Origin of the sequence: Branchiibius cervicis (assembly GCF_042661605.1) — a bacterium.
In the GTDB taxonomy this organism is placed as follows: domain Bacteria; phylum Actinomycetota; class Actinomycetes; order Actinomycetales; family Dermatophilaceae; genus Branchiibius; species Branchiibius cervicis.
In genome coordinates this window covers 2,193,366-2,214,521 of sequence record NZ_JBHSWJ010000002.1, presented here as the reverse complement: position 1 = coordinate 2,214,521, position 21,156 = coordinate 2,193,366, and the positions used below count along the sequence as shown (strand labels likewise).

Here is a 21,156-nt window from a genome sequence, read left to right as displayed (position 1 = left end):
TCACCAGCCTTCGGGGTCGAGGATTGCCTGGGTCAGTCCGGCCGCGAGATGCCCGGACGGTCTGGGCTTGGTGACCAGCAGGGGGACCAGTGCGGCCACGATGCGTTCGTCAGCAGGCGCACTGCGGCGCACCCACCCGCCGGCAAGACGGTCCAACTTGCCGGAATGGATCAGGCGCGCGTGCGGGAACCGAGCCGCCCAAGTGGACACTTGGCCGTCGCGAGAAGAAGGCCACACGACGACGGTTGAGTAGATCGACTCGAAGCGCACCGCGCGCGACATCAGGTATGCGCGCAACATGTCGTCGGCGAGCTTCATCGTGCCCTTGTCGCACGACGCGAATCGCCGAGTGCCGCGCCGGGTCTTGCCGCCCCAGGTCCACAAGAACCCCGAAGCCCACGCCTTGGAGTCAACCAGGTGCAGACTCGACCCGGTGACCACGATGTGGTCGATGTTGGCCGAATACTTGCCCGGGATCTTCACGTCGTGCAGCACGACGGCACCGTTGACCCCCGCAATCCGGTTCAGGATCTCAGCGGTGTCGCGTTCCGCCTTCGCTGCTGCCGCAATCGCATGCCTACTCGTGACTTTCTGCCCGGAGAACCCGGCATCTAGCCCGCCGCCCGGCACGCCGTAAATCGTTGTGACCATACCGGGACGGTGCGACGCCTGTTCCCACGCTGAGGGAGCACTCGTCCGGCCCGGTCAAAGGATGCTTCGGACCAACAACACCAATAGGACGACGGACAGGACGATCAACGCGATACCGGTGATCCAGCGACCGGGACCGGCCATCAGGTCGCCGATCTCCTCGTTCACGGAGGGACGTCGCGCAGTGTTGTCGTCAGGCATTGGCCAGGGGCCTTTCCAGGAGGGTTTCGAGGGTGGTGGCGGCTTGCTCGCCCAGGTCGATGCGCAGCAATCGGTACAAAAGAACGGCGGCGTGGACGGTCTCGGTGCTCAGCGCTGTGGGCCAAGCCCGGTCATCCTCAGCGGCATCAAGGCTGCACATCTTCAACAGCAGGGCCAGGGACCTCAGCACGACAGGATCGGAGGTGATGGTGTCGTCGGCGTACCCCTGAACGGCGGCCGCGGTGTCGACCAGGGCTGCGCACGGCTGGTTCTCGCTGAACGCGCCACCGTGGGTCTGACAGAGCCCGTTGACGCTGCGGCATCCCGACAGTCGCAGCGCGACCTCGACCAGATCAGTCATCGGGCGATGACCTCCTCGACCGGCACGACTTCCGCGATCAGTCCGGCGCCGACGACTTCCCAAGGTTCGGAACGAACCAGGCCGCGGCTGGCCAGAACTGCGTCGGCGCTGTCGGCGTCGTACGTTCCGGCGACGACTTCCTCGGTGATCGGTGCGGACAGGAACTGCCCGTTCACCACCTGCGGGTCACGGTGCTCAATGGTGAGCGCGAGTTCCCCGGGGTAGTCCGTGTCGGTGACGACAAAAGCAATGTGATGGTTGGCCCTGACAGTGGCTTGCTGAGCAGTCATGCCGGTACGGTGCGACGCGTTGAGGTCCCAGCCCGCCGCACATTCTGCTCAGCCCTCAGTCGCCGTGCAATTCCTGCGTGGTGTCGAGTACGTCCTGGTCAATGCGGTCCCAGAAACGCTGGACAGCGCCTGGGTCGGCGTGTGGACGAACGTTGAAGTCGCATCGGACCCAGTTGGACTCGGCTGCTTGGTGATTCACTCCGTCAACGACGGTCCCGACCGCCATTTCGCTACGGCCGGCTGTCTGCCAGCAGGAGTAGAGCGTTCCATCGGCGTCGACCGTGATACCGAAGTCAGGGTCGGAACAGAACGGGCAGTTCGCCAAGTCCGTGCGTGGACTCACCGTGAAACCGAGTTCGAGCGCCCTGCGGTTCAACTCGATGATCTGGTCGGCGAGTTCGACGCCCGCTCCGCCGGACACCTCGGCCACGTCATCGAAACCGATCCCTATGTCATCGACGAGGCCAATCACGTACGCGGCAACGCGATCGCCTGCGGGCAGAGCGGAGAGGTCCTCCAACAGGCGAGACTGACCAGTCATCGTCGATGGCATCGCAGAAGTCCTGATCACCCAGCGCATCTGTGGATGGCGCAGTGCTCCGGTCAGGATGTTGCGCACGATCGTGTCGTAGGTGCCGCGGCCCGTGATCATCCGGCGAGTCTGATCGTGAGATTCTGGCCCGCCGTCGAAGCTGACGTACACCGTGTCCAAGCCTGACTCGGCCAGGATGTCCAGGCGGCGCGAATCCAGTAGGACCCCGTTGGTCCAGATGAGCGCCGAGTCGGCGACGACCTCGTTCAGCAGGGTTTGGCAGGCGTCAAGTGCGAGCAATGGTTCGCCGCCGAAAAGCATCAGGCGGGTGTTCGTGACTCCCGAGCGAATAGATCGACGGCGGATGTAGTCAGCAGTTTGAGAGGCGAGCTCGGGAACCATTCTTGCTGAGGAAACCCGGTCGGCGCGCGCCCCTTCCCGCGGGACTGTGACGTTTTGGATGCAGAAAGGGCACGCCAACTGGCAGTTCTGGGTTGGCAGGACAGTGGCCGAAAATGTGCCCGGAGTCGTTGTTGCCTGGTCGAACGCTCGCCGGACGATCTCCGGCGGCACGCCTGACGGCATGAGGTGCGCGGGCACCTTCATCCGCACGGAGTCGTTGAAGACCCAGTGGTAGCCGCCATGCTCCGGCAGGATTCGCACGGGTGCATCCTGCCAGAGCAACCCGACAATTCCCGGTTAGCGCATGGCGCAAACGACCAACGGAGCGACAGTTTTGTACGGCGATTGCAACTGGACGCCAAGTTCGAGCAGGGCCTGGATCAGTGCGGGATCCACTGGTTCTCCTTCTTGGGTGTTACTTTCCGGCACGCCAATACTAGGGCTCCTGAACCGTCTAGTCTTTGCTCCGTGCCTGACGTACCGGACCTCGATCGCATCCTGGCGGCGGCCAACCCGGTGCGGCTGAGCATCATCGAGCGACTGGTCGCCTTTGGGCCGCACACGCAGCGGCAGTTGACGACTGCGCTCCCGCAAGCTTCGGGCAGTATCAAGTACCACCTGCGGATCCTGGAGAACGCCGGGTACATCGACACGTTGCCTGATGGGAAGTTCGCAATCCACCGCAGCGGTGTCACCACCGAAACCGATCCTGGTGGCAGGTCCGACGAGGGCGAACTAGAGGCTGCTCAGGCGGCTTTGGAGCGATTGGTGGTTCAGCGCCGTCTTGACCGAGTCCAGGTGTGGATGAAGGAGAAAGATCACGCGCCCGCAGACTGGGGCAGCCAGCAGGTCAGTTCTGACTTCATTCTGCGACTTACACCGGACGAACTACGGCAGCTCGGCGAGGCCGTCGATGCTGCGATTGCTCCGTTCCAGGAAATCACGGCTGCCCGGGCGGCCGGCTCTGGCGAGTTGGACGGGGTGAGGGCGGTTTTCGCGATGGTCATGGCATTTCCGTTAGGCGTCGCTGACGACGGATCCTGACGCGCGCAGCGTTTCCAGTCGCGGGGCGGCGTACTCCTCGTCCAGGAGAACCTCCAGGTCGGAGCCGCTGGCGTCGATGAGGTACATCGGGTTGCGCCCGAAGGCGGCGCTGATGGCTACGACCAATGCTGCGGATGGGTTGTTGCGCGAACCGTTGCGCATCAGGGACATGTGCGCCTCACTGCAGCGCACGCCGAAATCTCGAACCGTGGCGGCGATCTGTGCGTTGGTGAAGAATCGCGGCGGGCGTGATTTTGCGTCGGCAGGGACCGTCTCGAACAGGCGGTTGAGTCTTTCAGCGAACCAGGGCAATCCTTCCGAGAACATAACTGTAGTCAAGTCCATGAGGGTTGTGACGTCAACATAAACAGCGCCCCTTTGTTTGGCCTGGACGCATGGTCAGGTCACGTTTGCGAACTCTTTACCACAGCTTTACCCAACGGAGGGAGAACCTTGGAAGGGTCTGTCAAGATCTGGTCTGTTCACTGAGTAACACCCAACTACAGTTATGCGCTGTGCGGGACGATCATCTTGACGACCCCCAGTCGGGGATCATCCGGCCGACACGATCCGGGCGCCCAAAGGCGCAGCGTCCGGTCGCTTCGATGGAGTCGGCCCTCAGCGCCGCAGCGTGGCTGCCGCGCGGTTACTGCCTCGGCGAGCCTGCCTGCTCTCTGGACGTCCAGGCCGAGCCAACGCCCGACCAGGAGCAAGCCGGGTAATCAACCGAACAGCAATCGAGAAACCGCCATCGCGGCAGCGTCCTGCGCCGACTCGCCGCACGTACGCCCAGATACCGCGCGCACCGTTGCCGACGGATCGCCCCGAACCCACCAGGCGACACCGGGCGAGCGGTTGGCGGCTAACGCCAAGCGAACCGGCGAGGCGGAGACAGATGGGTCCGAGAACCTCGTCAACTGAGCCGGCGAAAGGTCCGAACGCCGAGCTCCCTCCGCGTCACGCAACACCAAGTCAAGATTCGCCGGTGTTACCTCCACTCGGTCTGGAGGAAATCGCTCCGGCTGTTGCGACGCAGGCGTCGCCGGAAGCCCGATGGACGCTTCACCAGCCTGGTGGCCGGCGAAGCGTCCAGAACGATCTCTCGGCTGACCGTTGTCAAAGTTAGACACCGACCGTTACCCCTGTCCTCTACACATCGGCTGCCTGACGCCGGGCAGGGCCGGCAACGGGTGACGCCGTCGGCCTGGTGACTGCGTCCAGGTGAGCGTTCCAGGCATCGTCGTCCTGCTCGGCCAGCCATGCGGAAATCGCACGAGCGTCCTTGGCGCGGCAGTCCGCGCCGCCCCAGGGAGCCAGGAGCGCGGCAGTCTGTCGGTCAGTGAGCTCCCCGCGAGACAACTTCCGGGCCGCGGCGGCGGCCCCGCCTGCTGCGGCGACTTCCTTCCGGCAGGCGACTGCTGCTCCGGGCGCAAGTCGACGCAACGTCTGTGCGGGGACGCGAACCCCTGCGTGGTGCTGCTTAGCCGCACCCATGCGGGCAGCCTCCACGACACGATCCGCCATGCCGGGGTTAACCGCGAGTTCGCGCCACAACGCACGCGCCTGGTCGGAGTTGGCCTTCGCCAGTTTCTCCGCGATCACCTGGGAGGTCTGCGGGTGCAGGTCGTCCTCGAACGGTGAGAACAGAGCCTTGTGCGCGGCCTCGGACGCGGTGCCGTCCAGTACCTTCTGCGCCACCGCTCGGGCGCCACCGGAGGTAGTCAATGTCTTGTCGGCGCGGCGGACGTCGAGCTCCGAGAGCCGATCCCGGCCCTCGAACAGTTCATCACCGTCACGCTCGGCTGCGCGATCCATCAAGGTCTCGGCGACCTGGTCGCTGGTCATGGAGCCGCCGTGGAGCGCGCTGAACGGCAGGTCCGCACGGTCTTTCAGGCGGTGGTAACCCTTGGTGGCTTTCTGCGTCAGCCCCGCCGTTTGCCCGGCGGCGATCTGCTCGGCCCGCTCCTGGCCTTGCGCGGCGATGATGCGCTCGGACAGTTCGTCCTCCTCGGCGGCGGTCATCATCCGACCGTTCTCGTTCTCGAACACCTTGCGTGCCTCGATGTGGGCGGCGATCGCCTTCATGTCTGGGCCGCGCGTGGTGCCCATCCGCCGCTGCCGGATCAGGTTATTGACGATGGACGACAGGTACTTGGTCGGCCGGTCGAACTGCCTGCCTGCGCTCTGTGCCCGCTGCTGGGCCTCGAAGAATTGCAGCAACGCCTCACTGGCGAGGTCCTCGTCGAGTTCTCCCAACTTGGCCCGGACGGCGTCACGGGCTGTCTTCATCAGCTCGGCGTCCGGGTCGTCCAGGTGGAAGCCGGTGTCGATCTGCTGGCCAGGAGTAGCGAGGCACGATCCGTCGTCGGGCTCACGGTTGGGCTTGACGGCGAAACTTCCGTCAGCGTTGCGTGGGTGGGCGGACTCGGTGAATGTGGTGGTAGCCATACCTTGTTGGTTGGCGGCATCCACGTTTTGCCGTCACAGGCCGTTTGACCTGCGAAAACGGCCGCGCTAGCCTCGAGATTTCATCGGGTGTCGGTGTCGACGGCCGTGTTGTGAACTGAAAAGTGCTCCTGACCTGGGACGATAGGTGTTGCGAAGCAACTATCGGAACCAGTTCGAGGAGCACCTTCCAGGTGAAGAAGACTACCGGGTTCTACCCGTCTGTTCAGGTCGACACGGCACCGGTGTCGGCGGCTGGTTCGGCGGGCGGGGTTTTGCTGACCACGGCCGCGGAGGTGACGGGTCTGTCCCCGGCGATGGCGCGGGCTCTGGATGGGTGGCGCAAGCCGGCGGCGGTGCATCACCCGGCCAAGGTGCTCACCGACCTGGCCGTGACGCTGGCGCTCGGCGGTGACTGCCTGGCGGACGCGGCAGTGATCCGGTCCGAGGCCGACGTGTACGGACCGGTTGGATCCGAGGCAACGATCTCTCGCACGATCACCGCGTTGGCCGCGGACGCCCACCGCGTGTTGAAGCAGGTGGCGGCCGCACGACGTGCCGCCCGTGCCCCCGCGTGGGCGCTGGCCGGTGAGCGCGCACCGACCCACGGTGTGACCGCCACCGATCCGTTGATCGTGGACCTGGACGCCACGCTGATCACCGCGCACTCGGACAAGGAAGAAGCCAAGCCCACGTTCAAGAAAGGCTTCGGGTTCCACCCGTTGTGTGCGTTCGTGGACCACGGCCCGGACGGGACCGGTGAACCATTGGCGATGCAGTTGCGGCCGGGTAACGCCGGCTCCAACACCGCCGCCGACCACATCCAGGTCACCCGGGACGCGCTCAAACAGCTGCCCGGGATCAACCCGGCCCGGCCGGGCCGCAAGGTGCTGATCCGCACCGACGGCGGCGGCGGAACCCAGGAGTACACCAGGTGGCTTGCCCGCCGGGGTGTTTCGTACTCGGTCGGGTTCACCCTGCCCGCGTGCCTGCCCGAGCTGTACCGGCTGATCCCGGCCAGGGCGTGGCAGGCAGCACTGAACGCCGATGGCGAGGTCCGCGAAGGCGCGGACGTGGTCGAACTGACCGGCCTGCTCACGTTCCGCGGTCTGTTGTCCGGCTGGCCGGCAGGGATGCGGGTCATCGTGCGCCGGGAACGACCCCACCCCGGAGCGCAGTTGCGGTTCGACGACGTCGACGGGTACCGGTTGACCGCGTTCGCGACCAACACCACCCGCGGGCAACTGGCGAACCTGGAGTTGCGGCACCGGCGGCGGGCGCGGTGTGAGGACCGGATCCGGATCGCGAGACCAGCGGTTAGCGAGGTGCACCCCCTCGTTTTTGGTTGCCGTGGGGGCCGGGCTCGGCGCAGTCACCGGGGAGTCGGCGACCTTACCCTCACTTCCGTCGCCCACCCCTGATTGATAACGGCAACTTGCGAAGCCACCTTCCGAACCAAACCAGCGGACGAACCTGGCGCCAGGCTTTCCTGGTCGGCTCGAGGGGCGCCGAGTTGAGCCGGTCGCGCGCGGGAGGGTCGTGATGAAGCATCGAGTCCGCGGGCCGCGGTCCCCATGCGGGGTGTTCTTCTTCCCGTCAGCTGGGGTGTTGTTGGAGTTGTTCTTCGATGCGGTCAAGGAGCAATTCCAGACCGCCACGGAACTCTTCTTCGAAGTGGTCTTCGGTCAGACCCTCGCGTAGCCGGTGGATGAGCGGATATCGCTCTGGGTCAACGGCGATGAGGTCTTCGCTGGTGTCGCAGTCGGCGATGTCCTCGCGCTGGCCCTCGGTGCGAGTGGGGCTGAGCGACCCCGGTACGGGGTCTGTGGAGTCCACAGGATCCCCTGGTCCGCCGTCATCTCCGGCCTGGAAGGACCCATCACCTGGTTTGGGATCCGCGATGACCATGGCGCTGGTCTCTAGAAGCAGGTATCCGAGGAGGAAGGAGTTGAAGCACCGATAGGTGTAGAGCACATGCTCATCGGAGAAACCGTCTCCAGCGAGGGTCTGCAACATCTGCTCGATCCAGCGCAGTGAGCGAAGGGGAGGGTTGATCCACGGGGCCTGTGGGGGCCTGGTGGCCACCAAGGGAAAGGCGTGCGGGTGAGTGAGGGCATAGCGGCGTACCCCCCACGCGAGACTGGTGAGATAGGGCCGCCACTGTCCTGCGGCCGCCGCCGATTCGATATCTGGGTCGTCATCGAGTTCGTCGACGATGTGGTCGACCACAGCGTCGAAAAGGTCTTCACGGTTGTCGACGTAGCGATACAACGTCATGACCTGCACATCCAACCGGCGAGCCACCGTCCGCATTGAGGCTGCCGCAATGCCTTGCTCGTCAACCAAGGCCAGGGTCTCGGTGATCAAGCGGTCGGCGGACAACTTCCGACGGGGACCGGGGGCGTGTGGGTCCGTCCTCTTGATCACGATCCCTGCCCTCAACACGCCGCTCTATATGGCACCCGCCGTTGGATATCGGCCCTTGATTGATGTGCAAATTATAGCCACGGAGACAGGTATGGAGGCCTTGCGTCCTGCGGTGCATCGCGTACACCGTATTTAATATACGGTGTACACGGGTCAGGCGGTCAGCGCTGGCCCCCGGGCCGGGAACCTCGTAGGACAATCCCGGGCCGGTTCCGTCGGTGGTGCGTCACCGAAACATCTCAATCCGTAAGGACGACACACGTGATCTCTGTAGAGCAGATTCAGTCCCTTATCGGCGGTGACGCCGTCGACCCCAGTGATGCCAAGATTGGCTCCATTGGCCAGGTGTACCTGGACGACCAGTCCGGTCAGCCTGCGTGGGTGACGGTCAAGACCGGCTTGTTCGGTACATCCGAGACGTTCGTTCCCCTCAATGATGCCGAGGCGGACGGGGACGCCCTCAAGGTTCCTTACACCAAGGACAAGGTTAAGGACGCTCCTCGGATCGACGCTGACCAGCATCTGGGGGTGGACCAACAGCAGAAACTGTACGAGTACTACGGGCTGGCCTACGGCCATGACACTGCGAAGACCGGCCAAGAGCAGGGTGAGTTCGGGAATGTCGGCATCCCGCGGGGCCGGGAAAGCCAGGACGACGACGGGGCCGGCGAACGGCGCAGGGACCTGGCGGGCGAGCCGGGAGTCAAGGGCCGGGACACTTCCGGTCCGACCACCGACCAGGCCATGACGCGCTCGGAGGAGCAGCTAAACGTGGGCACGGAGAAAGTGGAGACTGGGCGGGCTCGGTTGCGCAAATACATCGTGACCGAGAACGTCACCACCACGGTCCCGGTCAGCCACGAAGAGGTGCGGGTAGTGCGCGAACCGATCACCGAGCAGAACCGCGGCGACGCGATTGCCGGCGGTGACCTAACCGAGGAGGAGCACGAGGTCACACTGCACGCCGAGCGTCCCGTGGTCGAGAAGGAGACCGTGCCAGTCGAGCGGGTCAGGCTGGACACCGAGACCGTCGCCGGTGAGCAGGAAGTCACCGAAGAAGTCCGCAAGGAACAGATCGAGACCGACGCCGACGCCACGGCGCGGCAAGGTCGCGACGACCGCTGAACGCGGCCTCATCGCATCCGGGGAGCCGCTCTGGTCCGCAGGAGCGGGCAACTGATAAAACAAACCTGTACGGTGTACGCAGGCCCTGGGCCGCACCGAACACATCAGCCATCTCAGCACGGAAAGGTATCGCGCATGACTGACACGCACGGCAATTCCTCGTCCGACATCGCCGCGTCTGACGCCGCAAAGTCCACCACTCGCAAGCACGGGTCGGAGGTGTCGTCGCGAGAGGACGACAGCCCCTTAGTGACGTCCCAGGGGCGCACATCGATCGCAGACACGGTGGTGGCGAAGATCGCTGGGATCGCCACCCGGGAGGTGTCAGGGGTGCATGAACTCGGGGGTGGCGCAGCCCGTGTGGTCGGCGCCCTGCGGGACAGGATTCCCGGTTCGCGGACCAACTACTCCCAGGGAGTGACGGTGGAGGTTGGTGAACGCCAGGCCGCGGTCGACCTCGACCTGGTCTCCGAATACGGCGTGGCTATCGCCGACCTCGCGGCGGGGGTTCGCCGCAATGTGATCAGCACGGTCGAGGCGATGACAGGACTGGAGGTCACCGAGGTCAACATCACCGTCCATGACGTGTTCCTCGACGACGGCAGCGAGGATGACTCTCAACAGCAATCACGTGTCGAGTGAGGGGGTCGGGGGTGGATCCGCACGGCCGGAGCTCGTTGATGCGATCGCCCAGGCTGTGTTGGCCACCCCCGGCGTGCAGGGTCTGCACTCCGGCAGGTTCGGTGAGGTGGCCACATATTTGCCCGGCCGCCGGGTCGCCGGGGTTCGCACCGCAGAATCCGGGTCTGACATCCACATCGTGGTCGCATGGGGCCACCCGGTGCCGGCCACGGCTGACGCCGTCCGAGCCGCGGTGCAACGGGTGGCCCCCGGCCGCATCGACGTGACCGTTGAAGATGTCGCCGCCCCCGACGAGTCCCTACGATGACGCGTGACGCGCCCCGCAATGCTGCGCACGCCGCCGCGCGGCGTGCGGTGGCGCGTCGCCTGCACCCCGACCTGGGGGGAGATCCGCAGGAGTACCTAGCTGCCATGGAACGCGTGGATCGGCAGTTCGGTACCACGTCGTCCGGTGGGCTACGGCAGGCGGCGTCCGCCCCGCCCTATGTGGTCCGCCGCAGCTCGTCACTTTCTTCAGTTCAAAAAGGGACACGCGGCGCCGTTCGCGCGATCCGTGGGGTACTGCCCCGCGGCTGGCCCGGGGCACGCCGGTACGGCCGACTGTAAGCCTCGTCCATCCCCCTGGGGTCCAACACCTCATCCCTCGCAAGGAGAACTACTCATGAACCGATCTGCCCTTGGACTTCTCGCCGGCCTGTTGATGGCCATTGCCATCGCCGTCGACGGCTTCTCCGGATTCTTGCTCGCATTGGTGCTCGGCGTGCTCGGGTTCGCCGTGGGCGCGTACCTCGAAGGCGAGCTAGACCTGTCGGCATTGGCCCGCGGCAAGCGTGGCTGACGTCCATTCCGGCGGCGTTCCCGATACTCAGGACGCGGCCGAGCGCGGCACCCTGGACGTGCGAGCGGCGGCCATCGAGCACCTGGCCGAACACATCGCCCAGGGGTGCCCGGCACGGTGACCCACCGTTCCGGGCTGGATAAGCTCCGCGGGCGGGGTTTCCCAAACGCGCAGGTCACGATCCGCGGTGCCGCCAGCTGGATCACCCTCGAGATAGCCGTGGCCTGGCCCGGGCCCGTTGAAAAGATCGCTGCGCACGTCCGAGATCAGGTGCGTGCCGACACCAGCCGGTTATCAGGTAGCCAGGTGCGGCGCGTGGACGTCACCGTCCACGTGCTAACGGCCGACCAATTCGAGACCACTGAAAGGCGGGTTCGATGAACCCCAAGGACACCCCCAGGGCCGCGCCGGTAGCCGCGGTGACCGGGTGCTTGGTGGCCTTCTTGCTCATCGCGTTGGCCGTGGTCGGGATCCACGACCTGGCAGTCACCCAGCACTGGTCACGCGGACGCTCCTGGTCCCGCGACGCGATCGAGGCAGTCGATGGCGCCACCCGCGCCGACTGGGTCGTCCCCTTAGCGGTCATCACGCTCCTCATCGGAGTGGTGCTGCTCTACGCAGCACTCAAACCCCGCCGCGCCACCCACCGCCCGGTCCCCGACGAGAGCGACGCGGCCGACGTGTGGATCAGCCCGGCGGCGCTAAGCCAGTTGGCCACTGCCGCCGCTGAGGACGTACCCGGTGTGTTACAAGCCCATTCCAGGGTAACCGCGCGTCGGATTAGAGTCAGTCTGCATACCACACCCGGATCAGACCGGGACCAGATCACCCAGACCGCGACCCAAAGCATCAGCGACCGTGTCGGCGCGCTGAGCGACCTTCCGGTGACGGTCCAGGCACAGGAGGCCAAGGCATGAGCCGAGCCCCGTACAAGATCGACCGGCTCGCCACAATCGTGGTCGCGATACTGATGCTGGCCCTAGGATTAGTGCTGCTCGACTGGCGTTACCACCTGGTGCTGCACGGGTACCCCAAGCAGATCTCGTTGGGATCGTTGGCGATCTGGGCCGATACCAGCTGGTGGGCATGGGCCTTCGCCGCGATCACCCTGCTCCTGGGTGTGCTGGGTTTGTGGTGGCTACTGGCGCACCTGCGGCGCAACACCATCAAAGCGACCAAGATGCCCCAAAGCGGCCCGCAGGGGACGATCACCATGGACACTTCCTCGCTGGCGAACGCCATCGCGCAAACCCTGCAGGACGCCGGACCGTTCAGCTCGGTGGCGGCTAACGCCACCCAGGACGGGCGGGCCACCACCGTGCTGGTTAACGCCTACCCCGACCAACAAACCGACGGCCCCAGCATCATCCAAGCCATCCAGGAAATGCGTGCGCATCTACGCTCGGCGTTCCCTGACCACGGAGTGAGTGCTCGCGTCCTCATCGCTCGACCCCGGGGCTCCGGCAAATCCAGCGCATCCGCCCGGGTGCGTTAATCACTCAGAGTCTGATGAGTGAAACGAAGGACCACACCGCGGCCGCCGAGTGGGCCGAGGGGCAACGACGGCGACCCCGATAACGCTAGACGCACATACCTGCTATTCGAATACCCGGTGTTGACAACACTCGCCGGATGCCTCTCAGGTGGTTTCCCCAGAGGCATCCGGCCAACCTACCGATGCCCACCGATGACCGCGTCGTTCGCGGTCCAACAGGCGTCAAACTCGTAGCCCGAACCCTGCGAAAACCAAGCCGTGCACCCGCGGAAACGGTTGAGCGCTTTGGGCAGAGCCCCAGCCTTTTTCAGATGCCGAGAGTGGTGGCAGCGTTGTTGACCCAGGCGGATTCGACGCGGACGTAGGTGCCAACGGAGGCGGGGGAGCGGTGTCTGGTTTGATGCATGATCGCCCGGTCGCTGGCTCCGCGCAGGTGAGCGTGGGTGACGAACCCGGCGCGGTGGGAGTGCGCGGAGTAGCCGGTGGGGTCCAGGCCGGCCCTGGCTACAGCGCGTTGCACGATGGTGTTGATGGATTCGGGATGGAGCCGGCCGGGGCGTACGCGGTTACCGCGGGTGATCCCACGGAACACCGGCCCTTCGGTGATTCCTGCTTGTGAGAGCCAGGTACGGAGTGCGGTGACTGGGCAGTGTGCCGGGTTGGTGCCGAAGGGCAAAACGACCAGTTCGAGGTTGCCGTGCTGGTTGGTTTTGGAGTGACGCAGGCTGGCGACGAGTCCTAGTTCGTGGTCGGCGAGTTCGTCGACGTTAAGGTCGGCGAGTTCGCTACGGCGTAGAGCCGCGACGAATCCGACCAGGAGCAGGGCCCGGTCGCGTAACCCTCCCAGGTCGGTTTCAGGGTTGGCGATGGTTCGTTTAGTTGACCAGGTGGTGGGGCACGAGTCCAGGACGTCGAATAGGACCGGTGGGTGCAGTGGAGTGGATTGGTCTGGGGGAGTGGCCAGTTGGCGGCGGATGCCTTCCCAGACGGTGACGACGCGGGCGTTGAGGGTGGGGTCGGGCAGGTCGTGCATCCGATGGGCGAATTTGATCGCCGACAGCCGCCGGGAGATGGTGCCGACCTTGGCGCCGGCGGTGGCCAGCTGGGTCAGGTAGCCAGTGATCGCGGCCGGGTCCGCTGGCAGCGATGAGCGACCATGTTGGGTGCACCAGGTGGTGAATTCGGCCCAGTCGGCTCGGTAGCCGCGCAACGTGTTGGGTGCCCAGGCCGCAGCGGCGTAGCCGGCCTCGGCCGCGGACAGCTGCTCCTGGTCGCCGGCGGCGAGCTCACCGAGGGCAACGGGCGGCTGGTCGGGCTGGACAATACTCACCGGTGCATCATCGCGCGAGCAGCCGCCCAGGGCGGTAGTGACGCGGGATTCTGTTCAATTATCCCGTGTAATAGGTGGATACAGACCACAACAGATGTCACCGACACGGAGGGGTGCAAAAAGGGGCTTCTCAGATGAGGGTGTAGGTCGGCCGGGCGCGTCGGTCCGCAGATAGACGTCGAGGTCGCCCGACGACGGAGGTTCCTACGCCATCCATCCGAAAGACCTCGACGTGACCGACGCTACCCCGCCGGCCGGCTTCGGCCGCCCTGACCTGACCGCCTTCGCGTCTCATCTCAATCGACCCTGATCGAGTCTGCTGACCCCCTCGACGAGAACGCAGCGACATCACAGCCACCCAACCCCGACCGTCCGGGAAGCCGGGACACGTCACATGGCCTGTGCTGCGGGCGTGTCGAGTGGGTCGTCCAGGGGCGACGCAGGAGCGTCGACGCGACGTGCTGAGAGGTGGTTCCAGTCGAGCACTAGGACACCGGCTACAGGCATGGCGATAGGTCAGGAACGGCGTCGCTCCCTACGCAGGAGGGAGCGCAGAGTCTCGGCGTTCGCGTAGCCGACCCGTAGCGCGATCTCGGCGGAGGTGAGGTCCGTGGTTGCTGAGAGGTGCCGAGCTCGTTCGATGCGAAGCCGTTGGACGAAGCCGAGCGGAGTGAGGTTGAGCGCCGCACGGACTCGTCGTTCGAGGGTGCGCCGGCTGGTGCCGAGCGACTGCGCGACGAAGGCGACGTTGAACGGTTCGTCCAGGCGGGCGCGCACGAAGCGTTCGAACTCGACGACGATCGGGTCCTCGTGCCGGAGATGTTCGTAGGCGACGAAGGCCGCCTGCGACGGACGCTCGTCGATGATGAGGAGCTTGGCGACATGTTGGGCCAGGTCGGGGCTGATCGATCGCACGAGTGAGAGCGCGAGGTCGATGTGGGCGAACGCGGCGCCGGCGGTGACGAGGTTCCCGTCGACCACGACCATGGTGTCGAGATCGAGGGCGACGGTCGGATAGCGCTTCAGGAACTCCGGCCCCAGGAACCAGCTGGTCGTCGCCCGCCGATGATGCATCCGTCCGGTCTCGGCGACAGCGAACACGCCGGTGCACGCCGCGGCGATCCGGGTGGTCGCGTCGTCGAGACGCCCGAGCGAGGCGATGACCGAACGAGCATCTCGGCTCTGGAGGGCGTCGTTGGTAGCGGCGGCCGTGAGGGTTCCAAGCGCAGGGACGACGACCACGTCGAACTCTGCGGACTCCGACAGCGGGTGGTCCACCGACAGGGTCATCGATGCCGTCGTGGTCACTCTCCGTTTCGGTCCGAGGATGGCGAGTTCGATCGGGTCAATCCGCGGGTCGACATCGCCGCGGGCTCCGTCGGCCACCCGCACGATGTCGATGACCGACGCGACAGCCGAACCGAAGCAGCCGTCGATCGCGATCAGTCCGATACGCATGGCGCGAACAATAGCAATACTGCCGTATACGCCACTTCTCACATGCCCTTGCTCGTCCTACGCTGAACTCGCTTCACCAAGAAACCTCGACACCTAGGAGAACCCCTCATGTCCACACCCGCATCACTTCCCTATGCCTTCGTCGCCAAGATCGTCGCGGCCGATGGACAGCACGACGCGCTCGCCGATCTGCTCGCCGGCGCTGTCGCGCTCGCCAACGAAGAAGTAGGAACGATTGTCTGGTTCGCGGTCAGGACCCACGCCGACACCTTCTGGATCTTCGATGCGTTCCCCGACGAGGCCGCTCGCGACGCCCACGCCAACGGCGCCATCGTCGCAGCCCTGATGGCCAACCAGCACCTCCTCGGCGCAGCACCCGAGATCCTGGCGGCCGACGTCCTCGCGTCCAAGCTCCCGTAGTCCGCCAACGCACGAGACGATCGCGCCCCGCCGAGCCGTCGCCAGGTCGCGACGCAACGCCACGCTGCGTTGCCGAGCGGTGCGAGGCCTATCGGCACACGGCCAGGATGCCGGCCGCGAGCGCTCAGCCGGCGAGGGGTCCGTCGTAGAGGAGAGCGACGTCGGTGTCGGGCAGAGCCGTGAGGCCAGCGCATCGCGCGACCACCAGAACCGAACCGCCCCTGCCCTGCGTTTCCGCAGGTCAGGGGCTGTTCGCCGGAGCCGCCTGTCGGAATCGAACCGACGACCTAATCACGTCGGCTTTGCGTCTACCGCTTGATGCGCCCACTGGGCGAACGAGCCGCTGACCTGCGCAAACGCCGAGCGTGGGGGACGCCGCCATCCGGTGGTGACCGACGACGACCGACCAGTACCGACCGTTTCACCGGAGCTTGCGGCGGCGTCGAAGCCGAGCAAGCTCCATTCCTTTAGCTCACCGCGCCCTCCTCCTCGCCGGTCCCGTCGTCGTCGAAGACGTTTCAGGGGGCTTCTCAGATGAGGGTGAAGGTCGGCCGGGCGCGTCGGTCCGCAGATAGACGTCGAGGTCTCCCGACGACGGAGGTTCCTACGCCATCCATCCGAAAGACCTCGACGTGTCCGACGCTACCCCGCCGGCCGGCTTCGGCCGCCCTGACCTGACCGCCTTCGCTCGACTCGACGGCCTCGGTCTGAGCGTGACCGGACAACGACTTGAACCGGATCGTGCGGTCCTCGCGTGCCGCGTGGTGGAACCAGATCAGTGGTGCCGACGGTGCGGCAGCGAAGGCGCTGCTCGTGACACCGTGATCCGGCGGTTGGCCCACGAGCCGCTGGGCTGGCGACCGACCGTGCTGGAAGTTGTAGTGCGCCGCTACCGCTGTGCCGACTGCGGACACGTGTGGCGCCAAGACACCAGCGCCGCGGGGGAGCCACGCGCGAAGCTCTCGCGCACCGGGCTGCGGTGGGCGCTGGAAGGGATCGTGGTCGCACACCTCACCGTCGCCCGTGTCGCCGAGGGACTCGGGGTCGCGTGGGACACCGCCAACAACGCGGTCCTGGCTGAGGGCAAGCGGCTGCTGATCAACGACCCCACGCGGTTTGAGGGCGTGAAGGTCATTGGCGTCGATGAGCACGTCTGGCGCCACACCAGGCGTGGCGACAAGTACGTCACCGTGATCATCGACCTCACCCCGGTCCGCGATGGCGCCGGCCCAGCAAGGCTGCTGGACATGGTCGAGGGCCGGTCGAAGGCGGCGTTCAAGACCTGGCTCGCCGACCGCGACGACGCCTTCCGTGACGCGGTCGAGGTGGTCGCGATGGACGGCTTCACCGGGTTCAAGACCGCCGCTGCAGAGGAGATCCCGGACGCGGTCACGGTGATGGATCCCTTCCACGTCGTGCGGCTGGCCGGTGACGCCCTCGACAGGTGCCGGCGCCGGGTCCAACTCGCGATCCACGGGCACCGTGGGTTCAGGGACGACCCGCTCTACAAGTCGCGGCGCACGCTGCACACCGGCGCGGACCTGCTCACCGACAAGCAGAGCGACAGGCTACGCGCGCTGTTCGTTGATGACGCTCACGTCGAGGTCGAGGCGACCTGGGGTGTCTACCAGCGCATGATCGCCGCCTATCGCCACGAGGACCGGCAACGTGGTCGCGAGCTCATGGAGAAGCTGATCACCGACGTCAGCGCCGGCGTCCCCAAGGTGCTCACCGAGCTCACCACCCTGGGCCGGACCCTGAAGAAGCGAGCCGCTGACGTGCTCGCCTACTTCGAACGACCCGGCACCAGCAACGGGCCGACCGAGGCGCTCAACGGACGGCTCGAACACCTGCGCGGCTCCGCACTCGGGTTCCGCAACCTGACCAACTACATCGCCCGAAGCCTGCTCGAGACCGGCGGCTTCAGACCCCAACTCCTACACCCCCGATTGGGATGAGCCTGCAAAAACCTTCGTTTGCGCTACATGCGTGAGTGGGGTCCTCAACCGTTTTGGTTGAGGACCCCACTCACGGGATGCGGCTTGTCAGTTCTTGATCATGCCGTGCGGGTCGATGATGTACTTCTCGTCCGAACCCTCGTTGAACTTCACGTATGCGTCAGGGGCCTCGTCGAGACTGATGACCTTGGTGTTGAGCATGTCGCTCAGGTAGGGCATGCGGTCCCACAGGATGGCCATCATGAGTTCACGGTTGTAATGCATGATCGGCGCCTGGCCCGCGGAGATGCGGGGCGACTTGATCCATACCTTGCCGAAGTCGAGCGGGAAGGTGCCTTCCTTGCCTTCCTGCGTCGGCGCGAGCGGGTCGGGCCCGTAGACACCGATGACGCCCGTGGCGCCGCCGGCTCGGGTTGCGTCCATGACCTGGTTGATCGCGGCCTGCGGCATGAGCTTGTCCGCGTCGGAACCGATGCCGTGAGCTTCGGCTCCGACGTAGTCGACGGCGCTGTCGACCATCGGCTCACCGAGGATGGCCTCGATCTGGTCGGTCAGGGGCACGTCCTTGGACAGGTCGATGGTCTCGCAGCCGTTGCGCTTGACGAGGTCGAGTCGCTTCTGGTCGTAGTCGCCGACGATGATGCACGACGCGCCGAGCAGGCGGGCCGCAGCAGCGCCGCAGCGTCCGACGGGGCCAGCGCCGGCGATGTACACGGTGGAGCCCGGCTTGGCGCCGGCTTCCATGAGACCGTGGAATGCGGTGGGGAGGATGTCCGACAGTAGCGCCAGGTCGCGGATCTTCTCCATGGCCTGGTCCTTATCGGGGAAGCGCAAGAGCTGGAAGTCAGCGTAGGGCACGAACATGTACTCGGCCTGGCCGCCGTCCCAGTTACCCAGGTTGAAGCCGTAGGCGGCGCAGGAGGCGTCGGGGTTCGTCGTCTCGCACACCTCGGTGTGGCGGGCGCGGCAGTTGCGGCAGCGGCCGCAGGCGACGTTGAAGGGGACGGAGACGAGGTCGCCCTCGGACAGGAACTCGACGTCAGGGCCGACCTCCACGACCTGCCCAGTCATCTCGTGACCCATGAGCATGCCCTCGGGCGCCGCGAACGAACCGCGGTAGATGTGCAGGTCGGACCCGCAGATGTTCGTTGCGACGAGCTTGAGGATGACGCCGTGGGGGCCTTCTGGCCGTTCGGCATCTCGAGCTTGGGGTAATCGACGGTGTCGACTCGCATGTCTTCGGTACCGTGGAACACCACGGCGCGGTTACCAGTTGCCATGTCCTTCACTCCTTCGACCGCCCCAGCTAGCGGCCCATCGAGGGCCCCGTGGATTACGGGTCTGCCTGTAGCTAACCAGAGTGCGGTTGTATGTTCCAGGCTGAGGCAACCGCGTCGGGGCATCCATCTCGCGAGTCGGCGGGTGCGCACGGGCACTCATATTGGCCAGTCTCGAGGTTGCGAAAACAGTCGTTTGAGCCACAGTGCATAACTCCGTAAAGGCCGCACCCACCCTAAGGTGCCTCAACTCCTTCATGCTGATTGCAGGACGAGGGTGGAGAGGGGGTGAAACGACATGGCGAACAGCATCGAGACCTACCATGAAGGCGGCCAGTGGAAGAACCGGCCCCAGGGGAACAGCCGCGCCAGCAACACGCACGAGACCAAGGCGGCCGCTCAGAGCGTGGGGCGCGAGATGGCCAAGGATCGAGGAGCTGAACACATCATCAAGAAGATGGACGGCACCATCGGAGAGCGCAACTCCTATGGGAACGATCCGCACCCGTCACAGGCCGTTTGACCTGCGAAAACGGCCGCGCTAGCCTCGAGATTTCATCGGGTGTCGGTGTCGACGGCCGTGTTGTGAACTGAAAAGTGCTCCTGACCTGGGACGATAGGTGTTGCGAAGCAACTATCGGAACCAGTTCGAGGAGCACCTTCCAGGTGAAGAAGACTACCGGGTTCTACCCGTCTGTTCAGGTCGACACGGCACCGGTGTCGGCGGCTGGTTCGGCGGGCGGGGTTTTGCTGACCACGGCCGCGGAGGTGACGGGTCTGTCCCCGGCGATGGCGCGGGCTCTGGATGGGTGGCGCAAGCCGGCGGCGGTGCATCACCCGGCCAAGGTGCTCACCGACCTGGCCGTGACGCTGGCGCTCGGCGGTGACTGCCTGGCGGACGCGGCAGTGATCCGGTCCGAGGCCGACGTGTACGGACCGGTTGGATCCGAGGCAACGATCTCTCGCACGATCACCGCGTTGGCCGCGGACGCCCACCGCGTGTTGAAGCAGGTGGCGGCCGCACGACGTGCCGCCCGTGCCCCCGCGTGGGCGCTGGCCGGTGAGCGCGCACCGACCCACGGTGTGACCGCCACCGATCCGTTGATCGTGGACCTGGACGCCACGCTGATCACCGCGCACTCGGACAAGGAAGAAGCCAAGCCCACGTTCAAGAAAGGCTTCGGGTTCCACCCGTTGTGTGCGTTCGTGGACCACGGCCCGGACGGGACCGGTGAACCATTGGCGATGCAGTTGCGGCCGGGTAACGCCGGCTCCAACACCGCCGCCGACCACATCCAGGTCACCCGGGACGCGCTCAAACAGCTGCCCGGGATCAACCCGGCCCGGCCGGGCCGCAAGGTGCTGATCCGCACCGACGGCGGCGGCGGAACCCAGGAGTACACCAGGTGGCTTGCCCGCCGGGGTGTTTCGTACTCGGTCGGGTTCACCCTGCCCGCGTGCCTGCCCGAGCTGTACCGGCTGATCCCGGCCAAGGCGTGGCAGGCAGCACTGAACGCCGATGGCGAGGTCCGCGAAGGCGCGGACGTGGTCGAACTGACCGGCCTGCTCACGTTCCGCGGTCTGTTGTCCGGCTGGCCGGCAGGGATGCGGGTCATCGTGCGCCGGGAACGACCCCACCCCGGAGCGCAGTTGCGGTTCGACGACGTCGACGGGTACCGGTTGACCGCGTTCGCGACCAACACCACCCGCGGGCAACTGGCGAACCTGGAGTTGCGGCACCGGCGGCGGGCGCGGTGTGAGGACCGGATCCGGATCGCGAAGGACACCGGGCTGCGGAACTTGCCGCTGAAAGGGTTCACCGCCAACCAGATTTGGTGCGCCATCGTGATGCTCGCGGCCGACCTGATCGCCTGGACCCAGCTGATCGGGTTCGACGCCGAGCACGAGGCACGCCGCTGGGAAAAGAAACTACGGTTACGGGTCTTCACGATCCCGGCCGCTATCGCCCGGCACAGTCGCCGAATCCTGTTGCACATCAAGGAAACCGCAGCAAACGCCGACCTCGTAATCACTGCCTGGAAACGACTACACGACCCCGCGCCGGCAGCGACCGCGCCGGCAGCGACCGCGCCGGGGTGACCACCGGCACCCGTCCCGACGACCCCGCACGACTACCGGCCACGTGGAAACCGGCGCCCACCGCGAACGACATCGCGGGGACTTGTCACACCCATCAGGCAGAATCGACACCAGAACCGGCGATCACGCCGTCAACGACGGCACACGTCCGCCCGATGAA

21 protein-coding genes and 2 pseudogenes are annotated in these 21,156 nt (G+C 65.8%); 13 read left to right on the top strand and 10 right to left on the bottom strand.

Annotated features, from left to right (window positions below):
• The 4 genes from ACFQBT_RS11595 to ACFQBT_RS11580 all read right to left on the bottom strand — a co-directional run bounded on the left by ACFQBT_RS11595 (window position 1) and on the right by ACFQBT_RS11580 (window position 2,620).
• Window positions 1-651 (bottom strand): nuclease-related domain-containing protein, encoded by a 651-nt coding sequence (locus ACFQBT_RS11595; protein WP_377822825.1) that lies wholly within the window; start codon window positions 649-651, stop codon window positions 1-3.
• Between the two features lie 193 nt (window positions 652-844).
• Window positions 845-1,213, bottom strand: coding sequence for a hypothetical protein (locus ACFQBT_RS11590; RefSeq protein WP_291522047.1), 369 nt, complete (start codon window positions 1,211-1,213; stop codon window positions 845-847).
• A complete protein-coding gene (locus ACFQBT_RS11585; protein ID WP_109685200.1) occupies window positions 1,210-1,503 on the bottom strand; it encodes a hypothetical protein in 294 nt (97 codons plus the stop codon). Before ACFQBT_RS11585 ends, ACFQBT_RS11590 begins: the two co-directional genes overlap by 4 nt.
• A gap of 55 nt (window positions 1,504-1,558) precedes the next feature.
• A complete protein-coding gene (locus ACFQBT_RS11580) occupies window positions 1,559-2,620 on the bottom strand; it encodes a radical SAM protein (RefSeq protein WP_377825458.1) in 1,062 nt (353 codons plus the stop codon).
• A 285-nt stretch (window positions 2,621-2,905) separates the two neighbouring features.
• Between ACFQBT_RS11580 and ACFQBT_RS11575 the strand changes: the two genes are divergently transcribed.
• Window positions 2,906-3,481, top strand: a complete 576-nt coding sequence (locus ACFQBT_RS11575) for an ArsR/SmtB family transcription factor (protein ID WP_291522053.1) — start codon at window positions 2,906-2,908, stop codon at window positions 3,479-3,481.
• Here the strand turns inward: ACFQBT_RS11575 and ACFQBT_RS11570 are convergent.
• Both ACFQBT_RS11570 and ACFQBT_RS11565 read right to left on the bottom strand, forming a co-directional pair.
• Complete coding sequence (locus tag ACFQBT_RS11570) at window positions 3,455-3,652, bottom strand: hypothetical protein (RefSeq protein ID WP_377822821.1); 198 nt, start codon at window positions 3,650-3,652, stop codon at window positions 3,455-3,457. The two genes, ACFQBT_RS11575 and ACFQBT_RS11570, sit on opposite strands and share 27 nt — an antisense overlap.
• Before the next feature lie 978 nt (window positions 3,653-4,630).
• Window positions 4,631-5,929 carry a hypothetical protein gene (locus ACFQBT_RS11565; protein WP_377822819.1) on the bottom strand — a complete coding sequence of 433 codons (1,299 nt, stop codon included), beginning with the start codon at window positions 5,927-5,929 and terminating at the stop codon, window positions 4,631-4,633.
• A 191-nt stretch (window positions 5,930-6,120) separates the two neighbouring features.
• Between ACFQBT_RS11565 and ACFQBT_RS11560 the strand changes: the two are divergent.
• Window positions 6,121-7,236 (top strand): annotated as a pseudogene (locus ACFQBT_RS11560) (IS1380 family transposase); the annotation flags it as partial.
• Window positions 7,237-7,522: 286 nt separating this feature from the next.
• On the opposite strand, the gene ACFQBT_RS11555 reads toward ACFQBT_RS11560, so the two are convergent.
• Window positions 7,523-8,308 (bottom strand): TetR/AcrR family transcriptional regulator, encoded by a 786-nt coding sequence (locus ACFQBT_RS11555; RefSeq protein ID WP_377822817.1) that lies wholly within the window; start codon window positions 8,306-8,308, stop codon window positions 7,523-7,525.
• A gap of 306 nt (window positions 8,309-8,614) precedes the next feature.
• Here ACFQBT_RS11555 and ACFQBT_RS11550 point away from each other — a divergent pair, with 306 nt between their 5' ends.
• The 7 genes from ACFQBT_RS11550 to ACFQBT_RS11520 all read left to right on the top strand — a co-directional run bounded on the left by ACFQBT_RS11550 (window position 8,615) and on the right by ACFQBT_RS11520 (window position 12,453).
• Window positions 8,615-9,478, top strand: coding sequence for a DUF2382 domain-containing protein (locus ACFQBT_RS11550; protein WP_377822815.1), 864 nt, complete (start codon window positions 8,615-8,617; stop codon window positions 9,476-9,478).
• A gap of 135 nt (window positions 9,479-9,613) precedes the next feature.
• Window positions 9,614-10,120, top strand: a complete 507-nt coding sequence (locus ACFQBT_RS11545) for an Asp23/Gls24 family envelope stress response protein (RefSeq protein WP_291522063.1) — start codon at window positions 9,614-9,616, stop codon at window positions 10,118-10,120.
• A complete protein-coding gene (locus ACFQBT_RS11540) occupies window positions 10,089-10,427 on the top strand; it encodes an Asp23/Gls24 family envelope stress response protein (protein ID WP_291522065.1) in 339 nt (112 codons plus the stop codon). The genes ACFQBT_RS11545 and ACFQBT_RS11540 overlap by 32 nt, the downstream gene beginning before the upstream one ends.
• A 354-nt stretch (window positions 10,428-10,781) precedes the next feature.
• Window positions 10,782-10,958, top strand: coding sequence for a DUF2273 domain-containing protein (locus tag ACFQBT_RS11535; protein ID WP_291522066.1), 177 nt, complete (start codon window positions 10,782-10,784; stop codon window positions 10,956-10,958).
• Entirely contained in the window at window positions 10,951-11,079 is a 129-nt protein-coding gene (locus tag ACFQBT_RS11530; protein ID WP_377822812.1) for a hypothetical protein, read from the top strand. The genes ACFQBT_RS11535 and ACFQBT_RS11530 overlap by 8 nt, the downstream gene beginning before the upstream one ends.
• Window positions 11,080-11,335: 256 nt before the next feature.
• A complete protein-coding gene (locus ACFQBT_RS11525; protein WP_291522070.1) occupies window positions 11,336-11,875 on the top strand; it encodes a DUF6286 domain-containing protein in 540 nt (179 codons plus the stop codon).
• Window positions 11,872-12,453: a hypothetical protein gene (locus ACFQBT_RS11520; protein WP_291522072.1), complete on the top strand. Its 582-nt coding sequence runs from the start codon at window positions 11,872-11,874 to the stop codon at window positions 12,451-12,453. The genes ACFQBT_RS11525 and ACFQBT_RS11520 overlap by 4 nt, the downstream gene beginning before the upstream one ends.
• 307 nt (window positions 12,454-12,760) lie before the next feature.
• On the opposite strand, the gene ACFQBT_RS11515 is transcribed toward ACFQBT_RS11520, so the two are convergent.
• Complete coding sequence (locus ACFQBT_RS11515) at window positions 12,761-13,783, bottom strand: site-specific integrase (protein WP_377822811.1); 1,023 nt, start codon at window positions 13,781-13,783, stop codon at window positions 12,761-12,763.
• A gap of 516 nt (window positions 13,784-14,299) precedes the next feature.
• Window positions 14,300-15,241: a GlxA family transcriptional regulator gene (locus ACFQBT_RS11510; RefSeq protein WP_003941078.1), complete on the bottom strand. Its 942-nt coding sequence runs from the start codon at window positions 15,239-15,241 to the stop codon at window positions 14,300-14,302.
• A 108-nt stretch (window positions 15,242-15,349) separates the two neighbouring features.
• Here ACFQBT_RS11510 and ACFQBT_RS11505 point away from each other — a divergent pair, with 108 nt between their 5' ends.
• Complete coding sequence (locus ACFQBT_RS11505) at window positions 15,350-15,661, top strand: putative quinol monooxygenase (protein WP_003941073.1); 312 nt, start codon at window positions 15,350-15,352, stop codon at window positions 15,659-15,661.
• Window positions 15,662-16,293: 632 nt separating this feature from the next.
• Window positions 16,294-17,619 (top strand): ISL3-like element ISPfr2 family transposase, encoded by a 1,326-nt coding sequence (locus tag ACFQBT_RS11500; protein ID WP_377822808.1) that lies wholly within the window; start codon window positions 16,294-16,296, stop codon window positions 17,617-17,619.
• Window positions 17,620-17,706: 87 nt separating this feature from the next.
• Here the strand turns inward: ACFQBT_RS11500 and ACFQBT_RS11495 are convergent.
• Window positions 17,707-18,899, bottom strand: a pseudogene (locus tag ACFQBT_RS11495) (alcohol dehydrogenase catalytic domain-containing protein).
• Between the two features lie 295 nt (window positions 18,900-19,194).
• On the opposite strand from ACFQBT_RS11495, the gene ACFQBT_RS11490 reads away from it, so the two are divergent.
• Both ACFQBT_RS11490 and ACFQBT_RS11485 read left to right on the top strand, forming a co-directional pair.
• On the top strand, window positions 19,195-19,419 hold the full coding sequence (locus ACFQBT_RS11490) for a DUF2188 domain-containing protein (RefSeq protein WP_291522154.1): 225 nt from the start codon (window positions 19,195-19,197) through the stop codon (window positions 19,417-19,419).
• Between the two features lie 143 nt (window positions 19,420-19,562).
• A complete protein-coding gene (locus ACFQBT_RS11485) occupies window positions 19,563-20,996 on the top strand; it encodes an IS1380 family transposase (protein WP_377822805.1) in 1,434 nt (477 codons plus the stop codon).
• Window positions 20,997-21,156 lie beyond the last annotated feature (160 nt).

What these genes read in the sequence shown, in the direction of transcription:
- ACFQBT_RS11595 (WP_377822825.1), bottom strand. Translation starts at nt 651, where the DNA reads ATGGTCACAACGATTTACGGCGTGCCGGGCGGCGGGCTAGATGCCGGG.
- ACFQBT_RS11590 (WP_291522047.1), bottom strand. Translation starts at nt 1,213, where the DNA reads ATGACTGATCTGGTCGAGGTCGCGCTGCGACTGTCGGGATGCCGCAGC.
- ACFQBT_RS11585 (WP_109685200.1), bottom strand. Translation starts at nt 1,503, where the DNA reads ATGACTGCTCAGCAAGCCACTGTCAGGGCCAACCATCACATTGCTTTT.
- ACFQBT_RS11580 (WP_377825458.1), bottom strand. Translation starts at nt 2,620, where the DNA reads ATGCCGTCAGGCGTGCCGCCGGAGATCGTCCGGCGAGCGTTCGACCAG.
- ACFQBT_RS11570 (WP_377822821.1), bottom strand. Translation starts at nt 3,652, where the DNA reads ATGTCCCTGATGCGCAACGGTTCGCGCAACAACCCATCCGCAGCATTG.
- ACFQBT_RS11565 (WP_377822819.1), bottom strand. Translation starts at nt 5,929, where the DNA reads ATGGCTACCACCACATTCACCGAGTCCGCCCACCCACGCAACGCTGAC.
- ACFQBT_RS11545 (WP_291522063.1), top strand. Translation starts at nt 9,614, where the DNA reads ATGACTGACACGCACGGCAATTCCTCGTCCGACATCGCCGCGTCTGAC.
- ACFQBT_RS11540 (WP_291522065.1), top strand. Translation starts at nt 10,089, where the DNA reads ATGACTCTCAACAGCAATCACGTGTCGAGTGAGGGGGTCGGGGGTGGA.
- ACFQBT_RS11535 (WP_291522066.1), top strand. Translation starts at nt 10,782, where the DNA reads ATGAACCGATCTGCCCTTGGACTTCTCGCCGGCCTGTTGATGGCCATT.
- ACFQBT_RS11525 (WP_291522070.1), top strand. Translation starts at nt 11,336, where the DNA reads ATGAACCCCAAGGACACCCCCAGGGCCGCGCCGGTAGCCGCGGTGACC.
- ACFQBT_RS11520 (WP_291522072.1), top strand. Translation starts at nt 11,872, where the DNA reads ATGAGCCGAGCCCCGTACAAGATCGACCGGCTCGCCACAATCGTGGTC.
- ACFQBT_RS11510 (WP_003941078.1), bottom strand. Translation starts at nt 15,241, where the DNA reads ATGCGTATCGGACTGATCGCGATCGACGGCTGCTTCGGTTCGGCTGTC.
- ACFQBT_RS11505 (WP_003941073.1), top strand. Translation starts at nt 15,350, where the DNA reads ATGTCCACACCCGCATCACTTCCCTATGCCTTCGTCGCCAAGATCGTC.
- ACFQBT_RS11490 (WP_291522154.1), top strand. Translation starts at nt 19,195, where the DNA reads ATGGCGAACAGCATCGAGACCTACCATGAAGGCGGCCAGTGGAAGAAC.